This window comes from Tabrizicola flagellatus (assembly GCF_008271465.1).
Taxonomy (GTDB): domain Bacteria; phylum Pseudomonadota; class Alphaproteobacteria; order Rhodobacterales; family Rhodobacteraceae; genus Tabrizicola; species Tabrizicola flagellata.
This window is the reverse complement of the sequence record NZ_VMDU01000009.1, coordinates 39,585-64,095: the sequence shown is the minus strand read 5'-3', so window position 1 is coordinate 64,095 and position 24,511 is coordinate 39,585. Positions and strand designations below refer to the sequence as shown.

Here is a 24,511-nt window from a genome sequence, read left to right as displayed (position 1 = left end):
ACCCTCTTATTCCTGCCAAGCATCACCCCAACAGGAGCAAGCCGATGGCCTTCACCCTTCCCGATCTCCCCTACGCGCATGACGCTCTGGCCTCCCTCGGCATGTCGAAGGAGACGCTGGAATACCACCACGACCTGCACCACAAGGCCTATGTGGACAACGGCAACAAGCTGATCGCCGGCACCGAGTGGGAGAACAAGAGCCTCGAAGACATCATCCGCGGCACCTACCAGGCCGGCGCGGTGGCGCAGAACGGCATCTTCAACAACGCCTCGCAGCACTGGAACCACAACATGTTCTGGACCTGGATGGCCCCGGGCGAGAACAAGAAGATGCCGGGCAACCTGGAAAAGGCGCTGACCGAGGCCTTCGGCTCGGTGCAGAAGTTCAAGGACGATTTCGCCGCCGCCGGCGCGGGCCAGTTCGGTTCGGGCTGGTGCTGGCTGGTCAAGGACAAGGACGGCAGCCTGAAGGTCACCAAGACCGAGAACGGGGTGAACCCGCTCTGCTTCGGCCAGACCGCGCTTCTGGGCTGCGACGTGTGGGAACATTCCTACTACATCGACTTCCGCAACAAGCGCCCCGCCTACCTGACCAACTTCCTGGAGAAGCTGGTGAACTGGGAAGCCGTCGCCGCCGCCCTGTAAAGCCTGCCAGACTCCATGGCTGCGGCCCGCGGGGTGTCCCCCTCGCGGGCCGCTTGCGTTCTAGCCCAATGCCTCGGCCAGCGCCGCCTCCAGCGCGGGGACATCCGGCACGGGGCGGAAGTGACCCTTCAGCGTGGCATCCGCAAAGCCCTCGGCGATCACATGGTCGAGGAGCGCGACCAGCGGCTGCCAGTAGCCCCCCACGTCCAGCAGCAGGATCGGCTTGCGGTGCAGCCCGATCTGGGCCCAGGTCAGCACCTCGAAGAACTCGTCCAGCGACCCTGCGCCGCCCGGCAACACCACCACGGCGTCCGAGTTCATGAACATCACCTTCTTGCGCTCGTGCATGTCCTCGGTGACGATCAGTCGCCGCCGGTCGCGGCTGGCGCGCTCGCGGCCCATGAGGTGGATCGGGATGACGCCCAGCGTCTCGGCCCCGGCCGCCGTTGCGGCTGCGGCGACCGCCCCCATCAGCCCGACATCGCCCGCCCCGAACACCAGCCGCCAGCCATTGCGCGCCAGCATTTCCCCGGTGGCGCGGGCAGCCTCGGCATGGGCGGGGTTGCTGCCGGGACGCGAGCCGCAGAAGACGCAGACGGAACGAAGGGACATGGGCCAGCCTGAAAAGGGGTTGCTTTGCCGCGTCATATAGAGATTCCTGATGACAAGAAACCAAAGCGGCGAAACCGCGCAGGGGGAAACGGGAATGTCGGCATTCGGGGCCTTGGACCGGGGAACGCGCATTGCCATCCTCCTTCTGGGGGGCGTGTCGGTGTCCGGCATCGGATACATCGCCTGGCAACTGACCCGGCCCCTGCCCGAGGAAGTGGCCGCGACCGAACCCTCCGGGTCTTCCCCTCAGCCTGCCGATGCCCCGGCGACCGACGCGGCGACTACGACGGGATCCGCTACAGAGCCCGCGGCCGCCCCGGCGCAAGCCGCCGACCCGCAGCCCGCACCTGACCCCACGGCCGCGACGGCCTCTGTTCCGCAGCCCGAGGCTGCTCCCGCAGCTCAGGTCCCCGCACCCCCCGTGCAGCCGCCGGTGATCGACACCTGGCGCGTCGCGGCCAACGGGGATGCGGTCGTCTCGGGCAGCGCCGAACCGGGAGCCACGGTCGAGGTCGTCGTGGCCGGAGAGGCCGTGGCCAGCGGCACGGCGACCGCGTCCGGCGACTTCGCGCTGCTCTTCACCCTGCCGCCGAACCCCGATCCCAGCCTGATGTGGCTGTCGATGACCCTGCCGGGTCAGGCGCCGGTCGCCTCGGAGCAGATGGTCGCCCTCGGTCCGATCGAGGGGCCGCCCTCGGCGGTTGCCGAGGCGGCTGCGCCCGCGGACGATCAGGTCGCCGCCGCAGCGGAGCCCGCCGCTCCTCCGGCGCTCCTCCTGTCCGACGAAGGCGCGGTCGTCCTTCAGGATCCCGCCGCGCCCGAGCCGGTGGCCGGCCAGACGGCCTCGGTGATGATCGACACGATCTCCTACACGCCGGATGGCGAGGTCCAGGTCGGCGGGCGCGGGGCAGGGGGCGCGATGCTGCGGCTCTATCTCGACAATGCCGAGAAGCTGACCCTGCCCGTGCCGGCCTCGGGCAAGTGGCTGACAACGCTGCCCGACACGCCGCCGGGGGTCTACACCCTGCGGGTCGATCAGCTGGACGGCGCGGGCAAGGTCACCTCTCGTTTCGAGACCCCGTTCAAGCGCGAGACGCTGGCAGAGCTGGCCGCTGTCGCCGGAGGCCAGGCCGCAGTGGCCGCCGAGCCTGCCGCACAGCCGGTAGAGGACACGGCCAGCGCCGCGCCGCCGGTCCCCGGGGCTGCCACCGATGCCACGACCCCCGCCGCACCGGTCGAGGTTGCCGCCGCCGCGCCGCCCGAGTCAGCCGCCCAGACCGAAGCCACCGCCCCTCAAGCGACGGCGGCGTCCGCGATCCCTGCCGAACCCGCCGCCCCCGAAGCGCCCGCCGTAGCCCTCGCGGATGCGCCGGCAGCGGCGCCCGCGCCGGTCACGGTGACCGTCCAGCCCGGTTTCACCCTCTGGGGCATCGCGCAGGAACGCTATGGGGACGGCGTGCTCTACGTCCAGGTGTTCGAGGCCAACCGCGACAAGATCAAGGATCCGGACCTGATCTATCCCGGTCAGGTGTTCGCGGTGCCCGAAACGGCATCGGCCCCCTGACGCCGGTGCACGCAGGCGGCCAGCACCTCGGGATGGTCCGAACAGCAGTCGTTCAGCACATAGGAGATCGTCTGCCCGATGCCGCGCGGATCGACGCTGTAAAAGACGTTCCGCGCCACCTTGCGCGATTTCAGCAGCCCGGCCTGCTCCAGCGCCGAAAGGTGGAACGACAGGCGCGGCGCCGGCATCCCCAGCGCCTCGGCGATCTGGCCGGCGGCCATGCCCGCCGCACCCCTGGGCGTGAGCAGCCGGATCAGGTCCAGCCGCGTCTCGTGCGCCAGGGCCGACAGGGCGGCGAGGGCTTTACTTCGGTCCATGGCTCAACTATTCAACGATCCTTGAAATGACCATAGCCCAAGCCTGACCCGCGCGCAACGTTCCTGCCGGGACCGGGCCGCCAGGAAAGACGATGCGCCGCACCACCTCGACCGCGACTTCCGCCGATGCCGGCACGCCCCGCGCCTCGGCAATGACCACCATCCGCCGCGTGGCGCCCTATCTCTGGCCCGCAGGTCAGGCCTGGGTGAAGCGGCGTGTCGTGCTGGCCATGACGTTCCTCCTCCTGGCCAAGCTGGTCTCGGTGGTCACGCCCTACATCTACAAGCTGGCGGTAGACAGCCTGTCGAACGAGGCCGGGTCGGACCCGCGTGCGCTCATGGGGTTCGGTGCGGTGGGGCTGGTCGTGGCCTATGGCCTGGCGCGGCTCGGTGCGGTCGCCTTCGGCGAGCTGCGCGACGCGGTCTTCGTCCGCGTCGGCCAGCGGGCAATCCGGCGGCTGGCGATCGAGACCTTCACCCATATCCACCGCCTCTCCTTGCGCTATCACATCACCCGCAAGACCGGCGGCCTGTCGCGGATCATCGAACGCGGGGTGAAGGGCGTCGATTTCCTGTTGCGCTTCATGCTTCTGTCCATCGGGCCGCTGATCCTGGAACTGACCCTGGTCTCGGTCATCTTTGCCATGGTCTTCGGCTGGCAATATGCCGCCGTCGTCGTCGTGACCATCGCGCTTTACGTCTGGTTCACCTTCACCGTCACCGAATGGCGCGTGAAGCTCCGGCGCGAAATGAACGACCAGGACACCGACGCCAACCAGAAGGCGATCGACAGCCTGCTGAACTTTGAAACCGTCAAGTATTTCAACGCCGAAGCGCGCGAGGCCGAGCGTTACGACAGCGCCATGCGCCAGTATGAGGCCGCCGCCGTCAAGACCGGCCTGTCGCTTTCGTTCCTGAACGTCGGGCAAAGCTTTCTCATCACCACCGGCCTCGTGATCGTCATGGCGATGAGCGCGCTGGGCGTGCGCGCCGGCACCCTGACCGTGGGCGATTTCGTCATGGTCAACGCCTACATGATCCAGATCACCATGCCGCTGAACTTCCTCGGCACCGTCTATCGCGAAATCCGCCAGGCGCTGGTGGACATGGGCGAGATGTTCGGGCTGCTGGGCCAGCCGGCCGAGATCGTGGATGCGCCGGATGCCAAACCCCTGCGCGTAACGGCGGGAGAGATCGTGTTCGACGACGTGCATTTCGGCTACGAGCCTTCGCGCGAGATCCTGAAGGGCGTCTCCTTCACCCTCAAACCGGGGCAGAAACTGGCGCTCGTCGGCCATTCCGGCAGCGGCAAGTCCACCATCGGGCGGCTTCTGTTCCGCTTCTACGATGTGACCTCGGGCGCGGTGCGGATCGACGGGCAGGACATCCGCGACGTGACGCAGACCTCGCTCCATGCCCAGATCGGGGTCGTCCCGCAGGATACCGTCCTGTTCAACGACACCATCCGCTACAACATCGCCTATGGCCGGGCCGACGCGACCGAGGACGAGATCATCGCCGCCGCGAAGGCCGCGAAGATCCACGATTTCGTCTCGCGCCTGCCGGAGGGCTACGACACCAGGGTGGGCGAGCGCGGGCTGAAGCTTTCGGGCGGCGAAAAGCAGCGCGTGGGCATCGCCCGCACGCTCCTGAAGAACCCGCCGATCCTGATCCTCGACGAGGCAACCTCGGCGCTCGACACCCAGACCGAACGGTCGATCGAGGAAAGCCTGGCCGAGATGGGGCAGGGGCGCAGCGTCATCACCATCGCGCACCGGCTTTCGACCATCGCCGACGCCGACCAGATCCTCGTGCTGGACGAGGGCCGGGTGATCGAACGCGGCACGCATGACGAACTGCTTGCGGCCGACGGCACCTATGCCGCGATGTGGCAGCGTCAGGTCATGGAAGGCGAGATCGAGACCGACGAAGCCGAAGCCGGCCCCTCCGAGGGGATGGCACCGGCGATCCGGGCGGTTGCCGGCTCCTGACCCGGCGCCGCGCGGCGATCTCGGGGACGGTGGGCTGCGGCCGCATCTGGCCCGCAATGGCCGGGCGGGGCTTGGCAACGCGCGGGCTTTGCCTGTAAGACGGGGCAAACGACAAGCGAGGCACGGCGTTGAGCAATCCCGACAGCTTCATCGAGGAAGTCACCGAAGAGGTGCGCCGGGATCGGCTGTTCGGGCTGTTCCGCAAATACGGCTGGATCGGCGTGGTGGTGATCCTGGCCCTTGTCGGCGGCACGGCCTGGACCGAATGGCAGAAATCCCGCGATGCCGCGCGCGCCGAGGCTTTCGGCGACGCGCTCATCGACGCGCTTGACCATGGCACGCCCGAGGAGCGGCGCGAGGCGCTGGCCTCGGTTCCGGCGACGGGCGAACAGGTCGCGATCCTGAACCTGATCCTCGGCTCCGATCCGGCCGAGGACAAGGCCGCCACGCTGGCCGCGCTCGAGTCGGTCGCGAACAATGCCGCGCTGTCGCCGGCCTACCGCGACCTCGCGGTCCTGCGCCGGGTCCTCGTGGGCGGGGCCGACCTGAGCCTGGCCGACCGCCGCGCCGCGCTCGACGGCATCGCCGTCGCCGGGCGCCCTTACCGCACGCTGGCGGCCGAGCAGCTGGCCTACCTTCTCATCGAGGAGGGCAAGCCGGACGCGGCCATCGCCGCGCTGGGCACCCTCATGCAGGACCAGGAGGCCTCGGCCGCGTTGCGGGCGCGCGTGGGGCAGGTGATCACGGCGCTTGGCGGCACGCTGCCCGAGCCGGCCAACGGCGGTTGAGATGCAGATGGACGCAGACGCAAGCAAAAGGTCCTTTCAGGTGGCAGTCATGAAGGTCAGACGGATGGGCGGCAGGCTGGTGACCGGCGTGGGGCTTCTGGCGCTTCTGGCGGCCTGCGGCGAAAGGGAAGTGATCCTGCAAGGCGAACGGTTCCCGGTGCGCGCCGATCTTGAGGCCAGCATCCCTGTGGAAGGCCAACCCGCACCCACCGCGCCGGCGGCGCCCGAAAATCAGAGCGTCGCCATTTCGCTTGGTCCGCAGACCGGCGGCGACTGGACGCACCGCGCCGGCAATGCCCGCCACCTGATGCCGCATGCCGCGCTGTCCGCGACCCCGCAACGGGTCTGGTCCGCAGATGTCGGGGCTGGCTCCAGCCGCAGGAATCGCATCGCCGCAGCGCCGGTCGTGGCCGATGGTCGCGTATTCACCATCGATTCCGGCACCACCGTCACCGCCACCTCGACCGGCGGCGCCACGCTCTGGACTGCCGACCTGACCGCGTCCTTCGACCGGGGCGGCGGCCAGTCGGCAGGCGGCCTTGCCACCGCGGGGGGGCGGGTCTTCGCCACCACCGGCTATGGCGAACTGGTCGCATTGGATGCCGCCTCGGGCGCGGTGCTCTGGCGCCAGCGCGTCGATGCCCCGATCAGCGGGGCGCCGGCCTCGGACGGCAATGCGGTCTATGTCGCGGGCCGCGACGGTTCGGCCTGGGCCGTGGACGCCAAGGACGGCAAGGTGATCTGGCAGGTCGTCGGCACGCCGGGCCGTGCGGCCTATGTCGGCACTGCCGCCCCCACCATCGGCGACCGCGCGGTGATCTTCCCCTCCTCGGGCGGCGATCTGATGGCGGTCCTGAAGATCGGCGGCGGCACCAAGATCTGGCAGGCCTCGCTGGCCGGCAAGCGGCTCGGCCGCGCCTATGCGCTCACCCCCGACGTGACCGGCGATGCCGTGATCGCGGGCAAGGTGCTCTATGCCGGCTCCGGCTCGGGTCGCACCGTCGCCATGTCCGCCGCCTCGGGCGAACGCATCTGGTCGGCGGGCGAGGGTGCGCTCGGCCCCGTCGCGGTCGCGGGCGGCTCGATCTTCCTGGTCAACGACGAGGCGAAACTCGTCCGCCTCGACGCCGCCACCGGCGAGCCGATCTGGTCGGTCGAGATGCCCTATTTCACCAAGGACAAGATCAAGCGCCGCAAGGGCATCTTCGCCCATTACGGGCCGGTGATGGCCGGCGGGCGGATCATGGTCGTCTCCTCGGACGGCCTGTTGCGCGCCTTCGACCCGGCCAATGGCGCCTTGACCTACACCGCCGAGATTCCCGGCGGCGCGGCCGCGCAGCCGGCGGTGGCGGGGGGCACGCTCTATGTCGTCGGGGGCAACGGGCAACTTCACGCTTTCCGCTGACGGCAAACCGGTGTAGCGGGGCGGCTTCGCGCAGAACGGACGCAGGCCATGACCTTCACCCTCGCCATCGTGGGCCGCCCGAATGTGGGCAAATCGACGCTCTTCAACCGGCTCGTCGGCCGCAAGCTTGCGCTGGTCGATGACCAGCCCGGCGTGACCCGCGACCTGCGCGAGGGCGATGCCAAGCTCTTCGACCTCCGCTTCACCGTCATCGACACCGCCGGTCTGGAAGAGGTCACCGACGACAGCCTGCAAGGCCGCATGCGCCGCCTGACCGAACGCGCGGTGGACATGGCCGATGTCTGCCTGTTCCTGATCGACGGGCGCGTGGGCGTCACCCCCTCGGATGAGGTCTTCGCCGACATCCTGCGCAAGAAGGCCGCCCGCGTGCTCCTCGGCGTCAACAAGGCCGAGGGCAAGGCGGGCGATGCAGGCGCGCTGGAGGCCTGGTCCCTCGGCCTCGGCGAACCCATCCGCCTTTCTGCCGAACACGGCGAGGGGATGGACGACCTCTACCGCGCGCTCAAACCCTTCGAGGCGGAATTCGCCCCCCGCGAAGCCGAGATGCTGCCCGAGACCGACACCGACATCTCGGAAGAGGACGCCGAGCTCGAGGCCGACGAGACCGCCCACAAGCCCACCGCCGCGAAGCCCCTCCAGATCGCCGTCATCGGCCGCCCGAATGCCGGGAAGTCCACGCTCATCAACAGGATCCTCGGCACCGACCGGATGCTGACCGGTCCCGAGGCCGGCATCACCCGCGACGCGATCTCGGTCCGCGCCGACTGGATGGGGACGCCGATCCGCATCTGGGATACCGCCGGCATGCGCAAGAAGGCGAAGGTGGTGGAAAAGCTGGAAAAGCTGTCCGTCGCCGACGGCCTGCGCGCCGTGCGCTTCGCCGAGGTGGTGGTCGTCCTTCTCGACGTGGAAATCCCCTTCGAGGTGCAGGACCTGCGCATCGCCGACTTCGCCGAAACCGAAGGCCGCGCGGTCGTGGTCGCGGTCAACAAGTGGGATCTCGAGGACGACAAGCAGGAAAAGCTGGCCGAGCTGAAGGAGATGTTCGAACGCCTTCTCCCGCAGCTACGCGGTGCGCCGCTCGTCACCGTCAGCGCCAAGACGGGCCGCGGCCTCGACCGCCTGCACGACGCGATCCTGAAGGCGCATGATGTGTGGAACCGGCGCGTGCCGACCGCAAAGCTGAACAGCTGGCTCGGCGCCATGACCGAGGCGCACCCGCCGCCCGCGCCCGGCGGCCACCGGATCAAGTTGCGCTACATGACGCAGGCAAAGACAAGGCCGCCGGGCTTCGTCATCAAATGCTCGCGGCCCGACGAACTGCCGGAAAGCTACAAGCGCTATCTGGTGAACGGGCTCCGCGACCATTTCGACATGCCGGGCACGCCGATCCGGCTCTTCCTGCGCAGCCAGGGCGACCAGAACCCCTGGAAGGACCGCAAGTTCCACACGCCAAGCCGCCTGCGCAAGCACAAGGAAAAGAACACCGGGCAGTAAGGCCAACCCCAAGAATTTTTAGGAAAATTCTAGGAAAATTCCTTGCTCAAGGAATTTGACCCTTACCCCGTCGCGCCAGCAGACTGACCGCGACCAGCGTCAGGGCGGCTATCCCGAAGGCCACCCAGGCCACCGGCGTGCCGCTGCCCCAGTTCGCCACGCCGATCCCGACCAGCGCCCAGGCCAGCGTCAGGCCATAGACCGGCATCCGGGGCTTGCGCCATTGCACCAGCACGCCCAGGATCAGCACGGCGGCCATCATGTCATAGGCCGCCTCCTCATTGCCGAGATAGCCGTAGCCGGCCAGCAGAACCCCGGTCGAGACCGCCGAGGCCGCCGTCAGCCAGCCCGCGAAGATCGCCAGCGGGGCAGAGAGGAGCCAGCGGTCGGGCTCGGTCGGCGCCTGCAGGAAGGCCAGGATCGCCGCCCCCGCCATCACCAGGATCACCACGGTCGCCCAGAAAGGGCTCGAGGCCGCTATCGCGAGCCACACCGTTCCCAGCACCACCGCCAGCGTCAGCGCCGGGCGCACGCGCACCCAGGCCGGATGCCGCTGCCGCTTCCACAGGCCGAAGGCGGCATGCAGGATCAGCCACAGGTAGATCAGAGACCAGATCGCAAAGGCATAGCCCGCCGGCTGCACTGCCGGTTGTGCGATCTCGACAGGGAACTGGCCCGGGTCATAGCCGGTGAACGGGGGGGTGATGATCGGAGCCAAGGCAAAGGCAAGCGCGGCAAGAAGCAGGACAAGGGCAGACGCGAGTGTCATTCGGGTCTTTTCGCTGTGGACGGGCAGGGCATAACGCCCCGCACCGCCTATGGTTCCCCGGTCCTCAGGCCAGCACGCCGTCCGCCGTGATCCGGGTCTTGCCGCCAAGATAGGGCGCCAGCGCCGCCGGCAAGGTCACGGACCCGTCGGCCTCCTGCCCGTTCTCCAGCACCGCGATCAGGCAGCGCCCGACCGCCAGACCCGATCCGTTCAGCGTCGCCACGAATTCCGGTTTCCCGCCCGCCGGGCGATAGCGCGCGTTCATCCGCCGCGCCTGGAACTGGCCGCAGGTCGAGACGCTGGAAATCTCGCGATAGGTGTTCTGGCCGGGCAGCCAGACCTCGAGGTCATGCGTCTTCTGTGCGCCGAATCCCATGTCGCCGGTGCACAGGACGATGGTCCGGTAGGGCAGGCCCAGCCGCTCCAGCACGGCCTCCGCGCATTTGGTCATGCGTTCGTGTTCGGCCAGCGCCGTTTCGGGCGTGCAGATCGTCACCATCTCGACCTTCTCGAACTGGTGCTGCCGCAGCATGCCGGTGGTGTCCTTCCCCGCCGAGCCCGCTTCGGACCGGAAGCAATGCGTATGCGCGGTCAGCCGGATCGGCAGCGCGGCCTCGTCCAGGATGTCGCCCGCGACCGAATTGGTCAGCGTGACTTCCGAGGTCGGGATCAGCCACCAGCCGTTGGTGGTCTGATAGCTGTCCTCGGCGAACTTCGGCAGCTGGTTGGTGCCATACATCGCCTCTTCCTTGACGAGGACCGGGGTCCAGGTCTCGGCCAGACCATGCTCGGACGTATGCAGATCCAGCATGAACTGCGCCAGCGCCCGATGCACCCGCGCCACCGCGCCGCGCATCACGACGAAACGGCTGCCGGACAGCTTCGCCGCCGTCGCAAAGTCGAGCCCCCCCTTTGCGGCCGGAATGTCGAAATGTTCCAAGGGCTTGAAGTCCATCGCCCGAGGCGTGCCCCAGCGCCGGATCTCCACGTTGCCGCTCTCGTCCGGCCCCTCGGGCACCTCGTCCAGCGCCATGTTCGGGATGCGCATCAGGGCATCGCGGAGCCGCGCGTCCTCGGCCGCCGCCTCCTCGGTCAGCCGCGCACCTTCGGCCTTCTTCTCGGCCACCAGCGCCCGCAGCCTTTCGAACTCGGCCTGATCCCCGCGCGCCTTCGCCGCCCCCACCTCCTTCGAGGCCGCGTTCTGCGCCGCTGCCGCGGTTTCCGCCGCCAGGATCTTTGCCCGCCGCGCCTCGTCGATCGCCAGAAGCTCTGCCGCCATCGGCGCCAGCCCCCGCCTCGCCAGGGCCCTGTCGAAGGCGTCCGGGTTCTCGCGGATGAAGCGGATGTCGTGCATGGTCTGGCCCCAACGAAAAGCTACGCCGGCGCTTATGCCCCATTCCGCCGCAAGGGGGAAGGCACCGCCTGTCGCGCCCCCTCTGGCAAAGCGCGGCGAAAGGGCTTACATGACCCGACAATCGCAAACGGGGCGGCACCTGAAGCCTCCCGATCCGGCCAGAGAGGATGTCCATGTTCGCCACCCCCGCCTTCGCGCAAGCCGCCGGCGCCGCCCCCGGAGGCGCCGCCGTGTTCGCCCAGTTCCTGCCGATCATCCTGATCTTCGTCATCTTCTATTTCCTGCTGATCCGCCCGCAGCAGAAGAAGATGAAGGAACACCGCGCCATGGTGGACGCGCTGCGCCGGGGCGACGAGGTCATCACCTCGGGCGGGATCATCGGCAAGGTCTCCAAGGTGCAGGACGACGGCAAGATCGAGGTCGAGATCGCCGAGGGCGTCAAGGTGAAGGTGGTCAAGCACACCATCACCCAGGTGCTGAACAAGACCGAACCCGCCGCAAGCTGAGACCGGACACATGGAATCGATGGCGCTCTGGAAGCGGATCCTCATCCTGCTGATCTGCGGTTGGGGGATCGTCGCGGCAATCCCCAACCTGTTCTACGGCAGGGTCGAGCGCCACAATGACGCCGTTGCCGCCATCGAGGCCGCCGGCGGTGTCGCCACCCCCGAACAGGAGGCCGCGCGTGCCGAGTGGCCGGGCTTCCTGCCCTCGGCGCTGATGAACCTGGGCCTCGACCTGCGCGGCGGCGCGCATCTTCTGGCCGAGGTCAAGGTCGAGGATGTCTACAAGTCGCGGATGGATTCGCTCTGGCCCGAGGTGCGCGATGCGCTGCGGCCCTTGCGCGACCAGGTCGGCGCGGTGCGCCGTGCGCCCTCGCCCGACGACGTGCTGCGCGTGACGCTGGAGAACCCCGCCGGCATGCCCGCCGCGATCGAGGCCGTGCGTGCCCTTGGCTCCAGCGTGATGTCGCTGACCGGCATCGGGCAAAGCACTCTGGACGTGACCGCCGAAGGCAACGACATCGTCGTGCGCCTGTCGGATGCCGAAAAGCAGGCCACCGACCAGCGCACCATCCAGCAGTCGCTGGAAATCATCCGCCGCCGCGTGGACGAGGCCGGCACCCGCGAACCCACGATCCAGCGCCAGGGCGAGGACCGCATCCTGATCCAGGTGCCCGGCATCGGCTCGGCGCAGGAGTTGAAGGCGCTGATCGGCCAGACCGCGAAGCTTTCGTTCAATGCGGTGGTTAGCCGCACCACCGACGCCGGCGCCTCGCCCGGCGCGCGCAACGTCCTCTTGCCCTCGATGGACGAGCCCGGCATCTACTACATCGTCGAGGATGCCCCCGTGGTTTCGGGGGAAGATCTCGTCGATGCCCAGCCTTCCTTCGACCAGAACGGCCGCCCGGCGGTCAGCTTCCGGTTCGATACCACCGGCGCGCGCAAGTTCGGCGACTATACCGCCGCCAACATAGGCGCGCCCTTCGCCATCGTGCTGGACGGCGAGGTGATCTCGGCCCCGGTGATCCAGAGCCACATCCCCGGCGGATCGGGCATCATCACCGGGAATTTCAGCGTCGAGGAATCGACCCGTCTGGCCGTCCTTCTGCGCGCCGGTGCGCTACCGGCCGAAATGACCTTCCTCGAAGAACGCACCATCGGGCCGGAACTGGGGCAGGACTCCATCGATGCCGGCCGCGCCGCCGCCCTGATCGGCATGATCGCCGTCATCGCCTACATGATCGCCTCCTATGGCATGTTCGGGGTCTTCGCCAACATTGCGCTCGCAATCAACGTCGCGCTTATCGTGGCGGTATTGTCGGCCATCGGCGCCACGCTGACCCTGCCGGGGATCGCCGGTATCGTCCTGACCATGGGGATGGCCGTCGATGCCAACGTGCTGATCTTCGAGCGCATGCGCGAGGAACTGCGATCCGGCTCCAATCCGCGCCGCGCGATGCAGCAGGGCTTCGACCGGGCCTTCTCGGCGATCATGGATTCGAATGTGACCGGGCTTCTGACCGCTCTCATCATGTTCTGGCTCGGCTCGGGGCCGGTCCGCGGCTTTGCGGTGACGCTGGGCCTGGGGATCCTCACCTCGATGTTCACTGCCGTCTATGTCACCCGGCTTATTGTCGAGACCTATCTCGACTGGAAGCGTCCGAAGACGATCGTGGTCTGACCGGAGGAAATGAAAATGGCCTGGCGCCTGAGACTTGTTCCCGAAAAGACCAACATCGACTTCTTCAAGATCCAGTGGGTGACCTTCGGCGCCTCTGTTGCCGCGATGCTCTTGTCGCTGGTGCTGATCTTCACCATGGGGCTGAACTTCGGCATCGACTTCCGGGGCGGAACGACCATCCGCACCGAATCCACCAATGCGGTGGATGTCGGCGCCTATCGGCAGGCCCTGCAGGGGCTGGACCTCGGCGACGTCTCGATCACCGAGGTTTTCGACCCGTCCTTCGCCGAGAACCAGCACGTCGCGATGATCCGGCTTTCTGCCAAGGAAGGGGATGAGTCCGTCACGCCGGAAACCATCGCCGAGGTCGAGGCAGCGTTGCAGCAGATCGATCCCTCGATCTCCTTCCCCGCGGTGGAATCGGTGGGACCGAAGGTGTCGCAGGAACTCATCACCTCGGCCCTTCTGGCGGTTCTGGCGGGCTCGGCGGGGATCCTGTTCTACGTCTGGGTGCGGTTCGAATGGCAATTCGCCGTGGGCACGGTTGCAGCACTGATCCATGACGTGCTGGTCACGGTGGGCATCTTCGTGCTGTTCCAGATCAAGTTCGACCTGACCATCGTCGCGGCGCTGCTGACCATCCTCGGCTACTCGGTCAACGACACCGTCGTCATCTTCGACCGGCTTCGGGAAAATCTCGCCAAATACAAGCAGATGCCGCTGCGGGACATGATGAACCTGACTGCGAACGAAACCCTGTCGCGCACGATCATGACGGCGACAACAACCTTCCTCTCGCTCATGGCGCTCTTCATCTTCGGTGGCGACGTGATCCGCGGCTTCGTGTTCGCCATGCTTCTGGGCGTTGTGCTCGGGACCTATTCCACGCTCTACATGGCCAAGAACATCGTCCTGATGCTGGGTGTGGACCGCGGCGACAAGCCGAAGAAGTCGGTGAAAAGCGATTTTGCCGACGTGGACGCCTGAGGCGGGGGCGGCGATGCGGCTGACCGAGGTCACCTACGGCAGCGCAAAGGCGATCGAGGGCTACGGCCCCGGCTTCTTCCGCGTCGCGGGCCATGTCCTGCGCGGTCCCTGCCTGATCACCCCTTGGGACGCCGGTCCCTGGGGCGGGCTTGAGGATACGGCCGGGCCGCTGTCGCTCGTGGACCGGATCGACGTGCTGTTCGTCGGCACCGGCTCGACCATCGCCCATGTGCCGCAAGCCTTCCGCGCGGCGCTGGAAGGGCAGGGGATCGGGGTCGAGGTCATGGCCTCGCCCACCGCCGCCCGCACCTACAATGTCCTGCTCGGCGAAGGCCGCCGCGTCGCCGTGGCGCTGATCCCGGTCGATTAGGGGCCGCAAGCCCCGCCATCCCGCGCCTCCCCTCCCCCCGCGTGGGGAGGGGAGTGGGGAAGGGGGCGGCGCTGCCCGATCAGGGTTTCCGGATCCTGAACGCCCACGGACAAGCCCTTGAAAGACAAGGGGTGCGCCGGCCTGTCCCGCGCGGACAGACCTCAGCCCCCGGCGATCTGCTTCGCCTTCTGGACCAGCACCTCGGCCTGCCGGATCGAGGCATAGTCGATCAGCCGCCCATCCAGCGACACCGCCCCCTTCCCCTCGGCCGCGGCCTTCTCCATCGCCTCGAGGATCCGCTTCGCGCGCGTCACCTCGGCCTCGGACGGGCTCATCACCTCGTTGGCCAGGGCAATCTGCGACGGATGGATCGCCCATTTCCCCTCGCAGCCCAGCACCGCCGCCCGCTTCGCCGCCGCCCGGTAGCCCTCGGGGTCCGAGAAATCCCCGAACGGCCCATCCACGGGACGCAGCCCGTTCGCCCGCGCCGCCACCACCATCCGGGCCAGCGCATAGTGCCACATGTCGCCCCAATGCACCGCGCGGCTGCCGTCCTCCAGCTTGTCGGTCAGCACCGAATAATCCGGGTTCACCCCCCCGATGATCGTCGTGCGCGCCCGGGTCGAGGCCGCATAGTCCGCCACCCCGAAATGCAGGGACTCGTTCCGCTTCGACGCACCCGCGATCTCGGCGACATTCTGCATCCCCAGCGCCGTCTCGATGATGTGCTCGAACCCGATCCGCTTCCTGTAGCCCTTCGCGTCCTCGATCTGCGTGACCAGCATGTCCACCGCATAGACATCCGCCGCCGTGCCGACCTTGGGGATCATGATGAGATCCAGCCGCTCGCCGGCCTGTTCCACCACATCCACCACGTCGCGGTACATGTAATGCGTATCAAGGCCGTTGATGCGCACCGACATGGTCTTCCTGCCCCAGTCGATCTCGTTCAGCGCCTTGATGATGTTCTTGCGGGCCTGCGGCTTGTCATCGGGGGCAACCGCATCTTCAAGATCGAGGAAGATCACATCCGCCTCGGACGCGGCGGCCTTCTCGAACATCTGGGGGGCGCTGCCCGGAACGGCAAGCTCGCTGCGGTTCAGGCGCGCGGGGGCCTGGGTGATGACGTGGAAAGACATGTTCGGGCTCCTGCCAGGGTAGGAGCTGCACCCGCCTTACCCATCCCCGACCGCGCCCCCCCGCGTCAAGCCCGAAAATGCATCACATTTCGCCACGAGAGGCGCGATTGGCGTAAAAGAAGGCAATTGCCTGTGCCCGGTTCCTTACGTCCAGCTTCTCGAACAGGTTCGACAGGTGGAACTTCACCGTGTTCTCGCTGATCTCCAGGTCCCGCGCGAGCTCGCGGTTCGTCAGCCCTTTCGACAGCGCTTCCAGCAGCGTCCTCTCGCGTGGGGACAGGGTCTCGATCGGGTCCTGCTTCAGACGGCGGATGTCGAGGAAGGGGAACACCATCTGCCCCTTCGCCACGGCGACGCAGGTGTCCAGGAGCCGCTCTACCGGGTCAGAGCGCGAGACGAACCCCGCCGCCCCCGCTGCCAGGGCCTTCCTCGGGATATCGCCCGTATCCTCGGCATAGACCACCAGCCGCGGTGCGTTGGCCTGGGTGCGCAACACGTCGATCAGCCGCGCGCCCCCCAGCGCCGGCAGGTTCCAGTCGATCACGCCCACCTGCACCGGCATCCGCATCACCATGCCCAGGAACCCCTCGGCCGTCGCCGCCGTCGCCACCAGAGAGAATCGGCGGTCCTTCTCGAAGAGTTCCGACATCGCGGCCAGCATCAGCGGGTTCGCGTCGCCCAGCATCAGCGTTACCGCTGCCATTCCCCGGTCATTGTCCCAAAGCGCCATCAACTACCTCTCTCCCTACCCGTTCGGGTGGGGCATTTCGGTATACTACCGCATATCCACCTGTTCGGGTGGGTAGATCCTCACCCGAACAGGCATCCGAAAGCAGGATATAGGAAGGTTGCCGTCCTTGTCGATTGCCGCTTTCCTGTGCGGCAAGGATCCCGTCCCCGGCAGACCCCGCGACCCTTTCTTCCGCTGCACCCGGAAGCGTCGCCAGATCGGCCCGGACGACGGTCCAACCGACATCGGCCTTGGGAGGGGCGCCGAATGACCGACACCGAAGTCTATCCGCAACTCGTGATTCCGGAGACGCTCGCCGCCGGCCCCGGCCCCGGAAACACCGACGCGCGGGTGCTGGCCGCCTTTGCGAACGCCGGGCTCGCAGACCACATGCAAGCCGACGTGCTGCGCGGGATGATCGAGTGCAAGCACATGCTGCGGCAGGTCTGGGGCACCGCGAACACCTACACCTTCGGCGTCGCCGGCACGGGGTGGAGCGGGCTTGACGCCCTCTTCTCGGCCATCCTGCCGGGCGACACAGTCGTGTGCTTCGTCAACGGCACGTTCAGTGGCATCGACGCGCTGACCGTCCGCACCAAGGCCGCCAGCCGCGAGGATCTGAAGGCCAACGCGCTGGACCCCAGGCCCGCAAACGTCACCGTCATCCAGGTTCCGCACGGCCAGTCGGTCACGGCCGAGATCGTCGAGAGGGCGCTCGCCGAACACAGGCCGATGTGGGCCACGATGGCGCATTGGGAAACCGGGTCGGGCCGCATCAACGACCTCAAGGGCTTCTCCGATGCCTGCCTGCGCCACGACGTGATGGGCCTGGTCGATGCCGTCTCCTCGCTCGGGGTCGCGGACTTCGCCATCGACGACTTCCCTGGCGTGGTGGGCTGGGCCTCCTGCCCGCAGAAGGGCGTCCTTTGCCTGCCCTTGACCTACGCCCCGGTCAGCTTCACCGACCGCTACATCGCCCACCTGCGTGAGAACGGCTGCTATACCTTCGTCCACAATCCGATCTTCGAGGCCCGCCACTGGGGCATCGTCGATGGCCGCGACGTGGGCGCGGGCACCTACCACCGCACCCATTCCGCCTACGCCGTCGCCGCTTTCCACGAGGCGCTGCGGATCAACCTCCGGCATGGCCGTGCCCGGAAGGCCGCCGAGTATGCCCGGCACGAGGCCGCGCTGCGCGCTGCCGTCACCTCGCTTGGCTGCGAGGTCACCTCGAACATGACCAGCCTCGTCGTCCTGAACCTGCCGCCGTCGCTGGCGGGGCGCGAGAAGGAACTGGTCGGCAATGCCCGCGCCAAGGGCTTCGGCATCTGGCCGACGCTGTCGGAACCCGTGCAGGTCCGCATCGGCATCCTGAACCAGCTGTCCGAGGCCGCGATCACCGACATCGTCGTGCGCTTCGCCGCCGAGATGAACGCGATGGGCGCGAATGTCGATGTGGGCCAGGCGCTTGCCGCTCTGGAAAGCCACTACGGCGCCGCCATCGCTGCCCAATAACGGGAGGAAGACATGGACATCCACGAATACCAGGCCAAGGAAATCCTTGCCAAGTTCGGCGTCACCGTGCCCGCCGGCGCGCTGGCCTACAGCCCCGAACAGGCCGCCTACCGGGCGCGTGAACTGGGGGGCGACCGCTGGATCGTCAAGGCCCAGGTCCACGCCGGGGGCCGCGGCAAGGCGGGGGGCGTCAAGCTCTGCGCCTCGGAAAGCGAGATCCACGAGGCGAGCGAGGCCATGTTCGGCCAGAAGATCGTCACCCACCAGACCGGCCCCGAGGGCAAGGGCATCTACCGCGTCTATGTCGAGCAGGCCGTCGATTTCAGTCGCGAAATCTACCTCGGCTTCGTCCTCGACCGGTCGTCGCAGCGGGTGATGATCGTGGCCTCCGGCGAGGGCGGGATGGAAATCGAGGAAATCTCGGCCACGCGGCCGGACTCGATCGTGCGCTCCTCGATCGAACCCGCTGTCGGGCTGCAGGAGTTCCAGGCGCGCGAGATCGCCTTCAAGCTGGGCATTCCCGCCGCGCTGACCCAGCAGATGGTCCGCACGCTGCAAGGCTGCTACCGCGCCTTCCGCGACCTTGACGCGACGATGGTGGAAATCAACCCGCTGGTCGTGACCGCCGACAACCGCATCCTTGCGCTCGACGCGAAGATGACCTTCGACACCAACGCGCTGTTCCGTCACCCGCAGATCGCGGAACTGCGCGACAAGAGCCAGGAGGACCCGCGCGAGGCCCGCGCCGCCGACCGGGGCCTCGCCTACATCGGCCTGTCAGGTAACATCGGCTGCATCGTCAACGGTGCGGGCCTCGCGATGGCGACGATGGACACGATCAAGCTGGCCGGGGGTGAGCCCGCCAACTTCCTCGACATCGGCGGTGGCGCCACGCCGGAACGGGTGGCCAAAGCCTTCCGCCTGGTGATGTCCGACAAGAACGTGCAGGCGGTCCTTGTGAACATCTTCGCCGGCATCAACCGCTGCGATTGGGTGGCCGAGGGCGTCGTGCAGGCGCTGAAGGCGGAACCCGTGGACGTGCCCGTGATCGTCCGCCTCTCCGGCACCAACGTCGAGGAAGGCCAGAAGATCCTCGCCCAGTCCGGCCTGCCGATCATTCGCGCCAACACGCTGATGGAGGCCGCCGAACGCGCCGTGATCGCCTGGAAGAACGACCGCAAGCACCTGATGAGGGCCGTGTGATGAGCATCTTTCTCGACCGTTCCAGCCGCGTCGTCGTGCAGGGCATCACCGGCCGCATGGCGCAGTTCCACACCAAGGAAATGCTCGACTACGGCACCAATGTCGTCGCGGGGGTGGTCCCGGGCAAGGGCGGGGAAACCGTCATGGGCATCCCCGTGTTCAACACGATGAAAGAGGCCGTCGCCGCCACCTCCTGCGACACCAGCCTCGTCTTCGTGCCGCCGCCCTTTGCCGCCGACTCGATCATGGAAGCCGCCGACGGGGGCATCCGCTACTGCGTCTGCATCACCGACGGGATCCCGGCGCAGGACATGATCCGCGTGAAGCGCTACATGCTGCGCTACCCCCGCGAACGCCGCATGGTCCTCACGGGCCCGAACTGCGCCGGCACCATCAGCCCCGGCAAGGCGCTTCTCGGCATCATGCCGGGCCACATCTACCTCCAGGGCCATGTCGGCATCGTCAGCCGCTCGGGCACGCTGGGCTATGAGGCCGCCCAGCAGCTGAAGGACCGGGGCATCGGCGTCTCGACCTCTGTGGGCATCGGCGGCGACCCGATCAACGGCTCGTCCTTCCGCGACATCCTCGAACGCTTCGAGGCCGACCCCGACACGCATGTCGTCTGCATGATCGGCGAGATCGGCGGGCCGCAAGAGGCCGAAGCCGCCGAATACATCCAGAACCACATGACCAAGCCGGTCATCGCCTATATCGCGGGCCTCACCGCGCCGAAGGGCCGCACCATGGGCCACGCGGGTGCGATCATCTCGGCCTTCGGGGAAAGCGCGTCGGAAAAGGTGGAAATTCTCACCGCCGCCGGCGTTACCGTCGCCGAAAACCCGAGCGTGATCGGCGAGACCGTGGCCAAGGTCATGGCCAAGCGCGCCGCCTGAAAAGAGGGAAGGGGAGGATGAACAAGCCCAAGGTCCTGGTCACGCGCCGCTGGCCGCAGGCGGTCGAGGCGCGGATGGCCGCGAACTTCGATGTCGATCTCAACCAGGCCGACAAGCCGCTCACCGAGGCCGACTTCCGCGAGGCCATGACCCGCTACGACGCCATCCTCCCCACCGTCACCGACAGGCTGCCCGCCACGGTCTTCGAGGCGGGGACCCCGCGCACCCGCATCCTCGCCAACTACGGCGTCGGGTTCTCCCACATCGACACCGAGGCCGCCAGGGCGCGCGGGATTGCCGTCACCAACACGCCCGATGTGCTGTCGGAATGCACCGCCGACATCGCGATGACGCTGATGCTGATGGTCGCGCGCCGGGCGGGCGAGGGCGAGCGGGAACTGCGCGAGGGCCGCTGGAGCGGGTGGCGCCCGACCCATCTGATCGGCACCAAGGTCTCGGGCGCGACGCTCGGCATCATCGGCTTCGGCCGCATCGGGCAGGCCATGGCGCAGCGGGCGCATTTCGGCTTCGGCATGAAGATCCTGGTGCAGAACCGCTCCGCGGTCGCCCCGGAGGTGCTGGCGCGCTACAACGCGGTCCAGGTCCCCACGATCGAGGACCTGCTGCCGCAATGCGATTTCGTCTCGCTGCATTGCCCCGGCGGTGCCGCAAACCGCCACCTCATCAACGCCCGGCGGCTGGACCTGATGAAGCCCACGGCCTTCCTCATCAACACCGCCCGCGGCGAGGTGGTGGACGAACACGCGCTGGCCCAGTCGCTCTGGTTCGGCACCATCGCCGGCGCGGGGCTCGATGTGTTCGAACGCGAACCGGCCATTCCCGACGCGCTGCTGCACGCCGACAACCTGGTCCTGCTGCCTCATCTCGGTTCTGCCACGCGCGAGACGCGCGAGGCTATGGGCTTCCGCGTGCTGGAGAACCTGACCGCCTTCTTCGAGGGGCGCGAGCCGCAGGACCGGGTCGCCTGATCAGGCAGATGGTAGGCCCGGAGGGACTCGAACCCCCAACCAAGGCGTTATGAGCGCCCTGCTCTAACCAATTGAGCTACAGGCCCGTAGCCGGACCCTGCCTAGCAGAACCGGGCGGGCGGTCAAGCGGGCGGGCGTCCGGGCGGGCGCGCGTTGCACGCCTGCGGGCAATCGTCTATGCGGGCCGCAGGATCGATTCCGCGCGAAGGGGCAGGCAGATGACCACGGGGCACAACGGACTGACCTATGCCGATGCCGGCGTGGACATCGACGCCGGAAACGCGCTGGTGGACCGGATCAAGCCGGCGGCTAAGGCCACGAACCGGCCCGGCACGATGGGCGGCCTTGGCGGCTTCGGCGCGCTCTTCGACCTCAAGGCCGCGGGCTACAAGGATCCGATCCTCGTCGCCGCGACCGATGGGGTGGGCACCAAGCTGCGCATCGCCATCGACACCGGTCATGTCGACACGATCGGCGTGGACCTCGTGGCGATGTGCGTCAACGACCTCGTCTGCCAGGGGGCGGAGCCGCTGTTCTTCCTCGACTATTTCGCCACCGGCAAGCTTGAGGTCGATCAGGCCGCCCGCATCGTCGAGGGCATCGCCAAGGGCTGCGCGGACTCGGGCTGCGCGCTGATCGGCGGCGAGACGGCCGAGATGCCGGGCATGTATCACAAGGGCGATTTCGACCTGGCCGGCTTCGCCGTTGGCGCCATGGAGCGCGGGCAGGACCTGCCGCGCGGCGTGGCCAAAGGTGACGTCCTGCTCGGCCTCGCCTCGTCGGGCGTCCATTCCAACGGCTACAGCTTCGTGCGCAAGGTGGTGGAGCTGTCCGGCCTCGGCTGGGACGCGCCCTCGCCCTTCTGCGAGGGCAGCCTCGGCGCGGCGCTGCTGACGCCCACCCGGCTTTACGTCCGGCAGGTGCTGGCCGCCATCCGGGCGGGCGGCGTCCGCGGCCTCGCCCATATCACCGGCGGCGGGCTGACGGAAAACCCGCCCCGCGTCCTGCCCGCCCCTACTGAAAACGGGGGGCTGGCCTGCGAGATCGACCTTGGCGCCTGGGACCTGCCGCCGGTGTTCCGCTGGCTGGCCACCACCGCGAACATGGCAGAGCCGGAACTGCTCAAGACCTTCAACTGCGGCATCGGCATGATCCTTGTCGTTGCCGAGGACAGGGCCGACGCCCTCACCGCGCTGTTGCAGGCCGAGGGCGAGACGGTGACCCGCCTCGGACGGATCGTGGAAGGGCAGGGGGTGATCTACCGGGGCCGCCTGTTGTGACGCGCGTCGCCATCCTGATTTCCGGGGGTGGCTCGAACATGCTGGCCCTGGTCGGGGACATGCGGCAGGGCGGCTATGCCGAACCCGTCCTCGTCGCCGCGAACGATCCGCTTGCGGGTGGCCTTGCCAAGGCCGCGGCACTGGGCATCCCGACCGCCGCCGTCGATCACCGCCCCTTCGGCCGCGACCGCGAGGGCTTCGAGGCGGCGCTTGCCGCCCATATCGACGCGGCAAAGCCGGACATCCTGTGCCTCGCAGGCTTCATGCGCATCCTGACGCCCGGTTTCATCGCCCGCTACCAGGGGCGGATGCTGAACATCCATCCCTCGCTGCTGCCGAAATATCCCGGCCTGCACACCCACGCCCGCGCGCTGGCCGCCGGCGACAGCCATGCCGGCTGCACCGTGCACGAGGTCACCGCCGACCTCGATGCCGGCCCGATCCTCGGCCAGGCCCGCGTGCCGATCCTGCCCGGCGACACCGAGGCCACGCTTGCCACCCGCGTGCTGGAAGAGGAGCACCGCCTCTACCCCGCCGTCCTGCGCCGCTTTGTCCAGGGCGACCGGACGCCGGTCTACCTGGACTGAGGCCCGTCCGGCCGCGTCAAGACGAAGGCACAGCCCGCCGCGATCAGTGCGCCTTGCGCCAGCAGGATCTTCCAGCCCAGCCCCAGGATCAGCGACAGGCCGAAGACCGCCGCCATGCTGCCCACCGCCAGCCGCTTGGCCGGGCGCGAAATGGCGCCGTTCTCCTCCCAGTTGCGGATTGGCGGGCCGAAAGTCGGATGCGCCAGCAGCCAGCGATGCAGCCGGGGCGAGGACTGGGCGAACGATCCGGCCGCGAGCAGCATGAAGGGGGTCGTCGGCAGCACGGGCAGCACCACGCCCAGCAGCCCCAGCCCCAGGAACAGGAGCCCCGCCAGAAGCCAGATCCCGCGCATCGCCCGCCTCCCTCTTGCGCGCCACTTGTTCACGCGCCGCCGGCCTCCGCAAGCCCGCCCCTTTCCTTTTCGCCCCCGAAGCCATAAGACGCAGCTGCACCGGCGGGATGACCCCGCGACGAAAGGACGGCACATGCGCACGATCACCACGACCGAGGACCTCGCCGACTACTGCGCGCTTGCCAAGAGCCAGCCCTTCGTCACCCTCGACACCGAATTCCTGCGCGAACGCACCTACTGGTCCAAGCTCTGCCTGATCCAGATGGCCCTGCCCGGCGCGGGCGAGGCGGTGCTGATCGACCCGATCGAGGGGCCGGACATGTCACTGGAGCCGCTCTACGACCTCTTCCGCCACGAGGCGACGGTCAAGGTCTTCCACGCCGCCCGGCAGGATCTGGAAATCTTCTTCGTCGAGGGCGGGGTGTTCCCCAGGCCCCTGTTCGATACCCAGGTCGCCGCCATGGTCTGCGGCTTCGGCGAACAGGTGGGCTACGAGACCCTGGTCAAGAAGATCGCCCGCGCCGATCTGGACAAGACTTCGCGCTTCACCGACTGGTCGCGCCGACCGCTGTCCGAGGCGCAGAAGGAATATGCGCTGGCCGATGTGACCCACCTTCGGGTGATCTACGAATGGCTTGCGGGCCAGTTGAGGAAGAACGGCCGCGCCGAATGGGTGGCCGAGGAACTCGCGGTCCTCACCGACCCCGCGACCTATACCATCCACCCCGACGAGGCCTGGCAGCGGATCAAGACCCGCACGACCTCGGGCCGCTTCCTGGCCGTGGTCAAGGCGCTGGCCCGCTTCCGCGAGGCCTATGCCCAGGCTCAGAACGTGCCGCGCAGCCGCGTGATGAAGGACGATGCCCTGCTGGAGCTCGCCTCGACCAAGCCCACCACGGCCGAGGAACTGGGCCGCTCGCGCCTCCTCCTGCGCGAAGGCCGCAAGCCCGAGATCGTGGAAGGCATCCTCGCCGCGGTGAAGGAGGGGCTGGAGATGCGGCCCGAGGATATCCCGCGGGTCGAAAACGGACGCGAGCAGTTGCAGGTCAACCCCGCGCTGGCCGACCTGCTCCGCGTGCTGCTCAAGGCCAAGTCGGAAAGCCTGGGGGTCGCGCCCCGGCTGATCGCCTCTTCTGCCGATCTCGACCTGATCGCGGCGGGCGAACGCGATGTGCCCGCCCTCACCGGTTGGCGGCGCGAGGCCTTTGGCGAGGATGCGATGCGCCTCTGCAAGGGCGAGATCGCCCTGTCCGCGAAGGGCAGCGAGGTTCGGGTGGTCCAGCTCTGAGCCGCCCGGCCCGGACGCTCGTCGTGGA

At 68.0% G+C, this 24,511-nt stretch carries 24 protein-coding genes and 1 tRNA gene; 17 read left to right on the top strand and 8 right to left on the bottom strand.

The features are described 5' to 3' along the window. The first annotated feature begins 44 nt into the window (after positions 1-44). Positions 45-647 (top strand): superoxide dismutase, encoded by a 603-nt coding sequence (locus tag FL625_RS12755; RefSeq protein WP_149589062.1) that lies wholly within the window; start codon positions 45-47, stop codon positions 645-647. Between the two features lie 60 nt (positions 648-707). Here FL625_RS12755 and FL625_RS12750 read toward each other — a convergent pair whose 3' ends face one another. Continuing rightward, a complete protein-coding gene (locus FL625_RS12750) occupies positions 708-1,259 on the bottom strand; it encodes an LOG family protein (RefSeq protein ID WP_149589061.1) in 552 nt (183 codons plus the stop codon). A gap of 94 nt (positions 1,260-1,353) precedes the next feature. Between FL625_RS12750 and FL625_RS18395 the strand changes: the two genes are divergently transcribed. Then, positions 1,354-2,823: a LysM peptidoglycan-binding domain-containing protein gene (locus FL625_RS18395; RefSeq protein ID WP_235019407.1), complete on the top strand. Its 1,470-nt coding sequence runs from the start codon at positions 1,354-1,356 to the stop codon at positions 2,821-2,823. On the opposite strand, the gene FL625_RS12740 is transcribed toward FL625_RS18395, so the two are convergent. Next, complete coding sequence (locus FL625_RS12740; RefSeq protein WP_149589060.1) at positions 2,784-3,140, bottom strand: ArsR/SmtB family transcription factor; 357 nt, start codon at positions 3,138-3,140, stop codon at positions 2,784-2,786. The two genes, FL625_RS18395 and FL625_RS12740, sit on opposite strands and share 40 nt — an antisense overlap. Positions 3,141-3,292: 152 nt before the next feature. Between FL625_RS12740 and FL625_RS12735 the strand changes: the two genes are divergently transcribed. The 4 genes from FL625_RS12735 (at position 3,293) to der (ending at position 8,842) form a co-directional block, all read left to right on the top strand. Beyond that, positions 3,293-5,131, top strand: a complete 1,839-nt coding sequence (locus FL625_RS12735; protein ID WP_235019411.1) for an ABCB family ABC transporter ATP-binding protein/permease — start codon at positions 3,293-3,295, stop codon at positions 5,129-5,131. A gap of 128 nt (positions 5,132-5,259) precedes the next feature. After that, positions 5,260-5,919 carry a hypothetical protein gene (locus FL625_RS12730; RefSeq protein ID WP_149589058.1) on the top strand — a complete coding sequence of 220 codons (660 nt, stop codon included), beginning with the start codon at positions 5,260-5,262 and terminating at the stop codon, positions 5,917-5,919. A gap of 49 nt (positions 5,920-5,968) precedes the next feature. Further along, a complete protein-coding gene (locus tag FL625_RS12725) occupies positions 5,969-7,324 on the top strand; it encodes an outer membrane protein assembly factor BamB family protein (protein WP_235019406.1) in 1,356 nt (451 codons plus the stop codon). A gap of 48 nt (positions 7,325-7,372) precedes the next feature. Further along, a complete protein-coding gene (gene der, locus FL625_RS12720; RefSeq protein WP_149589057.1) occupies positions 7,373-8,842 on the top strand; it encodes a ribosome biogenesis GTPase Der in 1,470 nt (489 codons plus the stop codon). A gap of 46 nt (positions 8,843-8,888) precedes the next feature. On the opposite strand, the gene FL625_RS12715 is transcribed toward der, so the two are convergent. Next, positions 8,889-9,611, bottom strand: coding sequence for a TspO-related membrane protein (locus FL625_RS12715; RefSeq protein ID WP_149589056.1), 723 nt, complete (start codon positions 9,609-9,611; stop codon positions 8,889-8,891). 64 nt (positions 9,612-9,675) lie between these two features. Further along, on the bottom strand, positions 9,676-10,965 hold the full coding sequence (gene serS, locus FL625_RS12710) for a serine--tRNA ligase (protein WP_149589055.1): 1,290 nt from the start codon (positions 10,963-10,965) through the stop codon (positions 9,676-9,678). 173 nt (positions 10,966-11,138) lie between these two features. Here serS and yajC point away from each other — a divergent pair, with 173 nt between their 5' ends. From yajC to FL625_RS12690, 4 genes are read left to right on the top strand one after another with little or no spacing between them, the layout of a single operon-like run. Continuing rightward, a complete protein-coding gene (gene yajC / locus FL625_RS12705) occupies positions 11,139-11,471 on the top strand; it encodes a preprotein translocase subunit YajC (protein WP_149589054.1) in 333 nt (110 codons plus the stop codon). A gap of 10 nt (positions 11,472-11,481) precedes the next feature. Beyond that, the gene (secD, locus tag FL625_RS12700; protein WP_149589053.1) at positions 11,482-13,149 is read left to right on the top strand and encodes a protein translocase subunit SecD; all 1,668 of its coding nucleotides are present in this window, start codon (positions 11,482-11,484) and stop codon (positions 13,147-13,149) included. A 15-nt stretch (positions 13,150-13,164) separates the two neighbouring features. Beyond that, on the top strand, positions 13,165-14,136 hold the full coding sequence (gene secF / locus FL625_RS12695) for a protein translocase subunit SecF (RefSeq protein ID WP_149589052.1): 972 nt from the start codon (positions 13,165-13,167) through the stop codon (positions 14,134-14,136). Between the two features lie 13 nt (positions 14,137-14,149). Further along, positions 14,150-14,506 (top strand): Mth938-like domain-containing protein, encoded by a 357-nt coding sequence (locus FL625_RS12690; RefSeq protein WP_149589051.1) that lies wholly within the window; start codon positions 14,150-14,152, stop codon positions 14,504-14,506. Positions 14,507-14,667: 161 nt separating this feature from the next. Here FL625_RS12690 and FL625_RS12685 read toward each other — a convergent pair whose 3' ends face one another. Next, positions 14,668-15,645 carry an HpcH/HpaI aldolase/citrate lyase family protein gene (locus FL625_RS12685; protein ID WP_149589050.1) on the bottom strand — a complete coding sequence of 326 codons (978 nt, stop codon included), beginning with the start codon at positions 15,643-15,645 and terminating at the stop codon, positions 14,668-14,670. An 82-nt stretch (positions 15,646-15,727) separates the two neighbouring features. Beyond that, positions 15,728-16,330 (bottom strand): response regulator transcription factor, encoded by a 603-nt coding sequence (locus tag FL625_RS12680; protein WP_149589094.1) that lies wholly within the window; start codon positions 16,328-16,330, stop codon positions 15,728-15,730. Positions 16,331-16,642: 312 nt separating this feature from the next. On the opposite strand from FL625_RS12680, the gene FL625_RS12675 reads away from it, so the two are divergent. From FL625_RS12675 to FL625_RS12660, 4 genes are read left to right on the top strand one after another with little or no spacing between them, the layout of a single operon-like run. Continuing rightward, the gene (locus FL625_RS12675) at positions 16,643-17,890 is read left to right on the top strand and encodes a pyridoxal-phosphate-dependent aminotransferase family protein (protein ID WP_149589049.1); all 1,248 of its coding nucleotides are present in this window, start codon (positions 16,643-16,645) and stop codon (positions 17,888-17,890) included. Between the two features lie 12 nt (positions 17,891-17,902). Further along, on the top strand, positions 17,903-19,093 hold the full coding sequence (locus FL625_RS12670; RefSeq protein WP_149589048.1) for a malate--CoA ligase subunit beta: 1,191 nt from the start codon (positions 17,903-17,905) through the stop codon (positions 19,091-19,093). Continuing rightward, positions 19,093-19,986: a succinate--CoA ligase subunit alpha gene (sucD, locus tag FL625_RS12665; RefSeq protein ID WP_149589047.1), complete on the top strand. Its 894-nt coding sequence runs from the start codon at positions 19,093-19,095 to the stop codon at positions 19,984-19,986. The genes FL625_RS12670 and sucD overlap by 1 nt, the downstream gene beginning before the upstream one ends. 17 nt (positions 19,987-20,003) lie before the next feature. Beyond that, positions 20,004-20,975, top strand: a complete 972-nt coding sequence (locus FL625_RS12660; protein ID WP_149589046.1) for a 2-hydroxyacid dehydrogenase — start codon at positions 20,004-20,006, stop codon at positions 20,973-20,975. Positions 20,976-20,984: 9 nt separating this feature from the next. Here the strand turns inward: FL625_RS12660 and FL625_RS12655 are convergent. Then, positions 20,985-21,061, bottom strand: a tRNA-Ile gene (locus FL625_RS12655). Between the two features lie 132 nt (positions 21,062-21,193). Here FL625_RS12655 and purM point away from each other — a divergent pair. Beyond that, entirely contained in the window at positions 21,194-22,255 is a 1,062-nt protein-coding gene (gene purM, locus FL625_RS12650; protein ID WP_149589045.1) for a phosphoribosylformylglycinamidine cyclo-ligase, read from the top strand. Next, entirely contained in the window at positions 22,252-22,842 is a 591-nt protein-coding gene (purN, locus tag FL625_RS12645; RefSeq protein ID WP_149589044.1) for a phosphoribosylglycinamide formyltransferase, read from the top strand. Before purM ends, purN begins: the two co-directional genes overlap by 4 nt. Here purN and FL625_RS12640 read toward each other — a convergent pair. Continuing rightward, positions 22,830-23,195 (bottom strand): YbaN family protein, encoded by a 366-nt coding sequence (locus FL625_RS12640; RefSeq protein ID WP_149589043.1) that lies wholly within the window; start codon positions 23,193-23,195, stop codon positions 22,830-22,832. The genes purN and FL625_RS12640 overlap by 13 nt on opposite strands. Positions 23,196-23,328: 133 nt before the next feature. Between FL625_RS12640 and rnd the strand changes: the two genes are divergently transcribed. Beyond that, positions 23,329-24,483 (top strand): ribonuclease D, encoded by a 1,155-nt coding sequence (gene rnd, locus FL625_RS12635; protein WP_149589042.1) that lies wholly within the window; start codon positions 23,329-23,331, stop codon positions 24,481-24,483. Positions 24,484-24,511: the final 28 nt, after the last annotated feature.